Source organism: Polaromonas sp. P3_C2, from assembly GCF_056402675.1.
In genome coordinates this window covers 1-9,311 of the sequence record NZ_JBFUGX010000087.1, presented here as the reverse complement: position 1 = coordinate 9,311, position 9,311 = coordinate 1, and the positions used below count along the sequence as shown (strand labels likewise).

Sequence of the window (9,311 nt, the reverse complement as noted above, 5' to 3'; positions counted from 1 at the left end):
GGGCAAGGTCGTCTTGCCGCACGGTGCCATCGGCTTTCGCTGGGGTCCTGATGGCCGCGCCGACGCCGGGCAGTGGAACCTGGAGTCCAAAGAGGCACGCCAGGGTGACGAGGTCGCGCTCAAGCTGTCGGTGATGGAGGGCGATGCCCCCAGTGCCGACAGCGCCAAGGTCGGTTTTCCGTACTTCGGTGGCATTCACCATGAACACTTCCCCAACAACGAGCAGGGTGACGTGCTGGTGCGCACGGTTCCGGTTCAGCGCATTTCGCTCGGCAAGGCCGGCGAGGAGCGCTCAGCCCTGGTGGCGACAGTCTTCGACCTGCAGGTCGCGCAATACGGCATTCCCCGCGGCTTGCCCGGTGAGCTGGCTGCGGCCGACTTTGACGACAACACCCCTTACACCCCGGCCTGGCAGGAGCAGATCACAGGGGTGCCACGCGACCAGATCATCGCCGTCGCGCGCCAGTTTGCCGACAATGCCGACAAGACCGAAGGCCGGTCCATGGTCATCATCGGGGCCGGCATGAACCACTGGTACCACAGTGACATGAACTACCGCAGCGTCATCAACATGCTGATGATGTGCGGCTGCATCGGCAAGAGCGGGGGTGGCTGGGCGCACTACGTGGGCCAGGAGAAACTGCGACCGCAGACCGGCTGGACGCCGTTGGCCTTCGCGCTTGACTGGATCCGCCCACCCCGGCAGATGAACTCCACCAGCTTCTTTTATGCGCACACCGACCAGTGGCGCTACGAGAAGCTCGGCGTGAACGAGGTGCTATCGCCACTGGCCGACAAGAAGCTCTACGGCGGCAGCATGATCGATTACAACGTGCGCGCCGAACGCATGGGCTGGTTGCCGAGTGCACCGCAATTGCAGACCAACCCGATGCAGGTGGTCAAGGATGCTCAGGCCGCTGGCCTGGATGCCAAGGACTATGTCGTCAAGTCGCTCAAGGATGGCTCGCTCAGGATGAGCTGTGAGGACCCGGACCATCCGGACAACTGGCCGCGCAACATGTTTGTCTGGCGTTCCAACATCATCGGTTCGTCGGGCAAGGGCCATGAGTACTTTCTCAAGCACCTGCTCGGCACAGACAACGGCGTGCAGGGCAAGGATCTGGGAACCGAAGAAGGCAAACCCGAAGAGGTGGTGTGGCATGACAAGGCGCCCGAGGGAAAACTGGACCTGCTGGTCACGCTCGACTTCCGCATGAGTACGACCTGCCTGTACTCCGACATCGTGCTGCCGACCGCAACCTGGTACGAAAAGAACGACCTCAACACCAGTGACATGCACCCCTTCATCCATCCGCTGTCCACCGCGGTGGATCCGGTGTGGCAATCGAAAAGCGACTGGGAAATCTACAAGGGCTTCGCCAAAAAATTCAGCGAGCTGTGCGACGGGCATCTGGGCGTGGAGAAGGAAATGGTGCTGACCCCGGTGATGCACGATACCCCGGGCGAGCTGGCTCAGCCGTTTGAAGTCAAGGACTGGAAGCGTGGCGAGTGCGAACTGGTGCCCGGCAAGACGGYGCCCCAGATGCAGGTCGTCGAGCGCGACTATCCCAACGTCTACAAACGATTCACTGCCGTGGGCCCCCTGCTCAACAAGGTGGGCAACGGCGGCAAAGGCATTGCCTGGAACACCGAAACCGAAGTTCGGCAACTCGGCGAACTCAACGGCTTGGTCACCGAACCGGGCGTGACCCAGGGCATGCCGCGTATCAACAGCGACATCGATGCCTGCGAAATGGTGTTGCAACTCGCGCCCGAAACCAACGGCCATGTGGCGGTCAAAGCGTGGGCGGCATTGGGCAAGCAGACCGGCCGCGAGCACACCCATCTGGCGCTGCACCGTGAGGACGAGAAGATCCGCTTCCGCGACATCCAGGCCCAGCCGCGCAAGATCATTAGTTCGCCGACCTGGAGCGGCATCGAATCGGAAACCGTGTCGTACAACGCCGGTTACACCAACGTGCATGAACTGATCCCATGGCGCACCCTCACGGGCCGCCAGCAGTTCTACCAGGACCACCCTTGGATGCTGGCTTTCGGCGAGGGCTTGGCCAGCTACCGGCCGCCGGTGAACCTGAAGGCCACCGCCGGGGTGCACGGTATTCGTACCAACGGCAACACCGAAATATTACTGAACTTCATCACGCCGCACCAGAAGTGGGGCATCCACTCGACGTACACCGACAACCTGTTGATGCTCACGCTGAGCCGGGGCGGGCCCATCATCTGGCTCAGTGAAGATGACGCCAAGCTGATTGGCGTGGAAGACAACGACTGGATCGAGGCTTACAACGTCAACGGCGCAATTGCCGCGCGGGCTGTCGTCAGCCAGCGTGTCAAACCCGGCATGGTGATGATGTACCACGCGCAGGAAAAAATCGTCAACACCCCGGGTTCGGAGATCACCGGCCAGCGTGGCGGCATCCACAACTCCGTGACGCGCATCGTCCTCAAGCCGACGCACATGATCGGCGGGTATGCGCAACTCTCCTAYGGCTTCAACTACTACGGAACCATAGGCACCAATCGCGACGAATTTGTCGTGGTGCGCAAGATGAGCAAGGTCGACTGGCTGGACACGCCGCGCGATGACGACCGTGCGTTCGCCGTGCAGCAAATGGGAGAAGCAGCATGAAAGTACGCGCACAAATCGGCATGGTGCTCAACCTGGACAAGTGCATTGGCTGCCACACCTGCTCGGTCACCTGCAAAAACGTCTGGACCAGCCGGCCCGGCATGGAGTACGCCTGGTTCAACAACGTCGAAACCAAACCCGGTATTGGTTACCCGAAAGAATGGGAAAACCAGGACAAGTGGAACGGCGGCTGGGTGCGCAAGGCCGACGGCTCCATCGAGCCGCGTCAGGGCGGCAAGTGGAAGCTGCTCATGCGCATCTTCTCCAACCCGAACATGCCGCAGATCGATGACTATTACGAGCCCTTCACCTTCGACTATGACCATCTGCAGTCAGCGCCAGAAATGAAAGCCGCGCCAACGGCGCGGCCTCGCAGCCTGATCACCGGCAAACGCATGGAAAAAATCGAGTGGGGTCCGAACTGGGAAGAGATCCTCGGCGGCGAATTTTCCAAGCGCAGCAAGGACGCCAACCTGGCGAACTTTGACCAGGTCCAGAAAGACATGGTCGGGCAGTTCGAAAACACCTTCATGATGTATTTGCCGCGCCTGTGTGAGCACTGCCTGAATCCGGCCTGTGTGGCTTCCTGCCCTTCCGGCTCGATCTACAAGCGCGAGGAAGATGGCATCGTGCTGATCGACCAGGACAAGTGCCGCGGCTGGCGCATGTGTGTCTCGGGCTGCCCGTACAAAAAAATCTATTACAACTGGAAAAGCGGCAAGGCCGAGAAATGCACCTTCTGCTATCCGCGCATTGAAGCCGGCCAGCCGACTGTCTGCAGCGAAACCTGCGTGGGCCGCATCCGTTACCTCGGTGTGGTGCTGTACGACGCCGACCGCATCCAGGAAGCGGCCAGCGTGGAAGACGACAAGGACCTGTACCAGGCCCAGCTCGACATCTTCCTGGACCCGAACGATCCGAAGGTGATTGAGCAGGCGCGCAAGGACGGCATTCCCGAAGCCTGGCTCGAAGGCGCCCGCCGCAGCCCGGTCTACAAGATGGCGGTGGAGTGGAAGGTGGCACTGCCGCTGCACCCCGAGTACCGCACGCTGCCCATGGTCTGGTACGTGCCGCCGCTGTCGCCCATCACTTCGGCGGCCAATGCCGGCCACATCGGCGTGAACGGTGAGCTGCCCGACATCGCGCAGATGCGCATTCCCGTGCAGTACCTGGCCAACCTGCTGACCGCCGGCGACACGGCGCCGGTGATCCGTTCGCTGCAGCGCATGCTGGCCATGCGTTCCTACCAGCGCAGCAAACATGTGGACCAGGTGCAGAACCTGGCGGTGCTGGAGCAAGCCGGGCTGACGGTGGCCGAGGTCGAGGAGATGTACCACATCATGGCGATTGCCAACTACGAGGACCGCTTTGTGATCCCGACCACCCACCGCGAATACGCTGAAAACGCTTTCGACATGCGCGGCGGCTGCGGCTTTACCTTCGGCAATGGCTGCTCCGACGGCGCCAGCGATGTCAGCCTGTTCGGCGGCAACAAGAAACGCACTATTCCCATCAAGGTGGAGGTTTGACCATGGCACTTTTCAACAACACCCCCGCTGTGGCTTCGAAAAGCCTGCGTGTGCTGGCCCGACTGCTTGCGTATCCTGACGCCGAATTACGCAGCCACCTGAGTGCGATGCGAGAAGTCCTGCACGAAGAGCGCGCACTGCAGCCGCAGCGGATGGCCGAGCTGGACGCACTGATCGAAGCGCTCGCACTGGCGCCTGCGCTTGAGACCGAGGCGGCTTACGTCGAGCTGTTCGACCGGGGCCGCGCCACATCGCTRCACCTGTTCGAACACGTGCATGGCGATTCGCGCGATCGCGGGCCGGCCATGATTGACCTGGCGCAGACCTACGAGAAGGCCGGCATGTACCTGGCCGAAGGAGAAATGCCGGACTTTCTGCCGGTGGTGCTCGAATTCACCTCGACCCAGCCACCGAGTGAGGCGCGCGAGTTTCTGGCCGAGATGGCGCACATCTTCAATGCGATTTTCGCGGCGCTGCAGCAGCGCGAAAGCGCCTACGCCTCCGTGTTGGGTGCCCTGCTGGAGCTGGCCGGGGAAAAGGCGCAACCGGTGCAAATTGCGGCGGAAGAGCCTATCGATGCGGTTTGGGAAGAGCCGGTCGTTTTTGATGGCTGCTCGTCCAAAGGCCAGGCCAGGCCGGACCAGCCGCAGCCTATCCACATCGTGCCTCACGTGCGCAAGGCACGCCCCACCCAAGGAGCGCAAACATGAGCCCCGGACTTCACGGATTTCTTTTTGGTGTCTATCCCTACGTCTGCCTGACCGTTTTCCTGCTCGGCAGCCTGATCCGTTTTGACCGCGACCAGTACACCTGGAAAAGCGATTCTTCGCAGTTATTGCGCACCGGCTTGCTTCGCTGGGGTAGCAACCTGTTCCACGTGGGCATCCTGTTCCTGTTTTTTGGGCATCTGGTGGGCTTGCTGACGCCCCACGCGGTTTACGGCGTTTTCATGGACGMTGCGACCAAGCAGCGCATGGCGATCTACGCAGGCGGCATTGCCGGCTTCATCTGTTTTATCGGCTTATCGATGCTAATTTACCGCCGCATGTTTGACCCGCGCATCCGCTACACCAGCCACAAGACCGATCTCGCGATCTTGCTGATCCTCTGGACGCAGCTGGTTGTGGGCCTCATCACCCTGCCGTATTCATGGGGACACGCCGATGGCGGCGTGATGCTGATCCTGKCCGAATGGGCGCAGCGCATTCTCACCCTGCGCGAGGTGGACTCTGCAACGCTTGCCGTCTTGCCTTGGCCCTACCGCTTCCACATCGTGTTCGGGATGACCATCTTCCTGCTGTTCCCCTTCAGCCGTCTGGTTCACGTGTGGAGCGGCTTTGGGTCGGTCGCTTACCTCTTCCGCCCCTACCAGGTCGTGCGCAGCCGCCGCCTTGGCGTTCCCCGGGCCAAGTCGCCCGGCGCTCCCTGACCTCACGTAAAACAGGAACCGTCCATGACCACATCCACACTTTCTTCACCCGCTGCCGCTCAGGGTTGCGGCAGCGGTTCATGCCAGTGTGCTTCTGCGGCAGTCCAGGCTGCCGTGCCCGAGGCCCTTGTCAATGGCATCGCCCTGTATGCGCCAGGGCAGCGGCCCGACACAGCCACCTTGCGCGAACTGGCCTACGCCGAGCTGCTGCGCCAGCAGGCGGTATCACAAGGCCTGCTGCCGCGCCACACTGGTTTGACCAGCCCCGAGCTCGGCGAGGCCGAACGCGAGATCATTGAAGCCATGGTCGACCAGCAGGTGACCACGCCCCTGCCCACCGAAGAGGAAGGCCGGCGCTATTACGGGGCGCACAAGGCCCAGTTTCTGGTGGGCCAGGCCCTGCACGTGCGCCATATCCTGTTTGCGGTCACTCCCGGCGTCAATGTCCAGGCACTCACGGTGCATGCCGAGCGCGCCTTGCTCGAGCTGTCGCACAAGGGCGTGGCTCCCGGGCGCTTTGCCCAGCTGGCTGCCGAATTGTCCAATTGCCCCAGCAGCGCCCAGGGCGGGGATCTGGGCTGGATCACGCCGGACGACTGTGCGCCCGAGCTGGCGACAGAACTGTTTCACCTGCAGCATGCACAAACAGGCACGGGCGTGCACCCGCGCCTGTTCCACACGCGTTTCGGTTTTCACATCATTGACGTGCTGGATCGGCGCAGCGGCACCCAGCCCACGTATGAGGAAGTACGCGAGCGCATCGCAGCCCTGCTGACAATGCAGTCGCGCGCGCGCGCCCTACACCAGTACATGAGCCTGCTGGTTGGCGAGGCGGAGGTAGAGGGCATCGCTCTTGAGGGTGCGGATTCGCCTCTGGTGCAATGAATGAAGACCTCGAGCGCCCGGACGAACTCCTGTTGCGTTTGCGGCGTTTCCACTCTGACTACTTTCCGCTGCACCAGCAGCGCTTCCAGGATCTGGTGGCGCAGGGGCAGCACCCCAAGACACTGTTCATTGGCTGTTCGGACTCGCGCGTGGTGCCCTACCTGCTGACCGGCGCCGGCCCGGGTGAACTTTTCATCGTGCGCAATGTGGGTGCCTTCGTTCCACCATATGACGGCTCCCATGGGTTGCACGGCACCACGGCGGCGATTGAGTTCGCGGTGCTCAGCCTGCATGTGGAGCGCATCATTGTCTGTGGCCACAGCCACTGCGGAGCCATCCGTGCCGCGTACGAAGGCGTTCCCGAGGAAGCAGTAGCCCTGCAAGCCTGGCTCAAACTCGCCAGCGAAGCCTTGCTGCCTGTTGTGTCGAGCCCGGAGGCCCTGCGCCGCACCGAGCAGCGCACCGTGGTGTTGCAGCTCGAGCGGCTKATGGCCTATCCCATGGTCCGGCGTGAGGTCGAGAAGGGCGCCTTGACCCTGCATGGCTGGCACTACGTCATTGAGGACGGTGAAATCCATACCTTTGATGTACAGCAAGGAAGTTTCGTTCCTGCTGCGATAGCCTCTAACAGCGGCACTGGCCCGTACCAACCTTATGTGGAGCACGATGGACAAATCATCACCAATTGACCTTGCCGCAAAGGCAAACGTCAATTCGATCACGGCATCGGCAGCGTTGCAGACACTTGCTCACGATTCGGGCCTTCGGCCCTGGCGCATTGGCGGCAAGGAGTTGATCCCGGTGGTGCAGGGCGGGATGGGCGTGTGCGTCTCTGCGGGTGGCTTGGCCGGCACGGTGGCACGCCTGGGCGGCGTGGGCACCCTGTCGTCCGTGGACTTGCGGCGCCTGCATCCTGATCTGATGGCCAAAACACGCCATCTGAACAAGGAGCCTGATGCCCGGGCTTTGATCGATGCCGCCAATCTTGAAGCGCTTGACCGGGAAATTCGCCTGGCCCGTCAGTTGTCACAGGGCCGCGGCCTGATTGCCGTGAATGTCATGAAGGCCCTCAGCGCCTACGAAGACTATGTGGGCCAGGCCATGGCCAGCGGGGCCGATGCGCTGGTGGTCGGCGCCGGCCTGCCGCTTGATCTGCCGGAGCTGGCGCGCGACTATCCCAACGCGGTGTTGATCCCCATTCTGTCGGACGCGCGCGGCGTGCAATTGCTGGTGCGCAAGTGGCAAAAAAAGGGGCGCCTGCCTGATGCCATCGTGATTGAGCATCCCGGTCTCGCGGGTGGCCATCTGGGCGCCGCCAAAGTCGCGGATCTGCATGACAAGCGTTTCGATTTCGAGGTTGTCATTCCGCAGGTGCTGGAATTCTTCAAAACGGCCGGCATCGAACGCGAGATCCCGCTGGTTGCCGCCGGCGGCATCAACTGCAGGGACGACATCCTGCGCTTGCAAGCCCTGGGGGCTTCGGCCGTGCAGCTTGGCACGGCCTTTGCCGTCACCCGGGAGTGTGATGCCGATCCCGCCTTCAAGAAGGTGCTGGCCGAGGCGAAACCCGAAGACCTGGTGGAGTTCATCAGCGTGGCCRGCTTGCCCGCCCGCGCCGTGCGAACGCCATGGCTGGACAAATACCTGCGGCTGGAAGCCCGGCTCCAGGCGGCGGCCCATGTCAAGGCCAAATGCAACATGTCGTTCGACTGCCTCACCCATTGCGGCCTGCGCGATGGCGTGGCCGGCATGGGCCAGTTCTGTATCGACCAACAACTCGGGCATGCCTTCGAGGGCGACATCCACAAAGGCCTTTTCTTCCGTGGTGCCGCCCGGTTGCCGTTTGGCGACCAGATCCGTTCGGTGCAAGAATTAATGCAATGGCTGCTCGGCGGAGTTCGGCCAGCAGGAGCACCCGCATGAAACGTGATCAGTTTGGCCGGCCGCAAGACATGACGGCCACCCAGCCCATCAGCCAGGACGTGCTGAAGGAAAAATACCTCAAACCCGGCGAGACAGGTGTGGAGGATTTGTACCGACGTGTGGCGCGCGCCCTGGCCTCGGTCGAGCCCGAGGCGGAGCGTGCCCAGCACGAAGCGCTGTTCCTCGAGAACCTGCACGCAGGGGCAATTGGTGCAGGCCGCATCATGAGCGCGGCCGGCACTTCCATCCAGGCCACGCTGATCAACTGCTTTGTGCAACCTGTGGGTGACTGCATCCAGGGTGTCGATGACGGCGGTTATCCCGGCATCTACGAGGCACTGCGCGAGGCCGCCGAAACCATGCGGCGCGGCGGCGGCGTGGGTTACGATTTTTCACGCATCCGTCCGCGTGGCGCTGAGGTCAAGGGTACYGCGTCCATGGCCTCCGGTCCTTGCAGCTACATCAACGTCTTTGACCAGTCCTGCTCCACTGTGGAGAGCGCTGGTGCGCGGCGTGGTGCGCAGATGGGCGTGCTGCGCATCGATCACCCGGATGTGCACGAGTTCATCACCGCCAAGCGCGCGCCTGGGCGCTGGAACAACTTCAATGTCTCGGTCGGCATGCCTGACACCTTCATGCGCGCGCTCGCCGAAGACCAGCCCTGGGAACTAGTGCACAAGGCCAAACCCGGCGCTTCACTGGTTGCGCAAGGCGCCTTCCAGCGCGCGGACGGCCTGTGGGTCTACCAGACGGTAGCCGCGCGCGAGTTGTGGGACACCGTGATGCGCTCGGCCTACGATTTCGCCGAGCCCGGCATCCTGTTCCTGGACCACATCAACCAGGACAACAACCTGCGTTATTGCGAAGACATCGCAGCGACCAATCCCTGCGG

At 62.4% G+C, this 9,311-nt stretch carries 8 protein-coding genes; all 8 read left to right on the top strand.

What is annotated here, in order from left to right:
- Positions 1–2,653: nitrate reductase subunit alpha (locus tag AC1DWI_RS05925; RefSeq protein ID WP_477724527.1), on the top strand; the 2,653-nt coding region annotated here is incomplete at its 5' end.
- Positions 2,650–4,182, top strand: coding sequence for a nitrate reductase subunit beta (gene narH, locus AC1DWI_RS05920; protein WP_477668762.1), 1,533 nt, complete (start codon positions 2,650–2,652; stop codon positions 4,180–4,182). The genes AC1DWI_RS05925 and narH, both read left to right, overlap by 4 nt.
- A 2-nt stretch (positions 4,183–4,184) precedes the next feature.
- Positions 4,185–4,892, top strand: a complete 708-nt coding sequence (gene narJ / locus AC1DWI_RS05915) for a nitrate reductase molybdenum cofactor assembly chaperone (RefSeq protein WP_477668761.1) — start codon at positions 4,185–4,187, stop codon at positions 4,890–4,892.
- Positions 4,889–5,611: a respiratory nitrate reductase subunit gamma gene (gene narI / locus AC1DWI_RS05910; RefSeq protein ID WP_477724526.1), complete on the top strand. Its 723-nt coding sequence runs from the start codon at positions 4,889–4,891 to the stop codon at positions 5,609–5,611. The genes narJ and narI overlap by 4 nt, the downstream gene beginning before the upstream one ends.
- A 24-nt stretch (positions 5,612–5,635) precedes the next feature.
- Positions 5,636–6,496 (top strand): peptidylprolyl isomerase, encoded by an 861-nt coding sequence (locus tag AC1DWI_RS05905; protein WP_477668759.1) that lies wholly within the window; start codon positions 5,636–5,638, stop codon positions 6,494–6,496.
- Positions 6,493–7,185, top strand: a complete 693-nt coding sequence (locus AC1DWI_RS05900) for a carbonic anhydrase (protein WP_477668758.1) — start codon at positions 6,493–6,495, stop codon at positions 7,183–7,185. The genes AC1DWI_RS05905 and AC1DWI_RS05900 overlap by 4 nt, the downstream gene beginning before the upstream one ends.
- Complete coding sequence (locus tag AC1DWI_RS05895) at positions 7,163–8,419, top strand: NAD(P)H-dependent flavin oxidoreductase (RefSeq protein ID WP_477724525.1); 1,257 nt, start codon at positions 7,163–7,165, stop codon at positions 8,417–8,419. Before AC1DWI_RS05900 ends, AC1DWI_RS05895 begins: the two co-directional genes overlap by 23 nt.
- Positions 8,416–9,311 (top strand): ribonucleotide reductase N-terminal alpha domain-containing protein (locus AC1DWI_RS05890; protein ID WP_477724524.1); only part of this gene is annotated, 896 nt, incomplete at its 3' end. The genes AC1DWI_RS05895 and AC1DWI_RS05890, both read left to right, overlap by 4 nt.

Bases quoted from the DNA above. Each gene is read 5' to 3' on its own strand.
- narH (WP_477668762.1), top strand. From the start codon at position 2,650: ATGAAAGTACGCGCACAAATCGGCATGGTGCTCAACCTGGACAAGTGC.
- AC1DWI_RS05905 (WP_477668759.1), top strand. From the start codon at position 5,636: ATGACCACATCCACACTTTCTTCACCCGCTGCCGCTCAGGGTTGCGGC.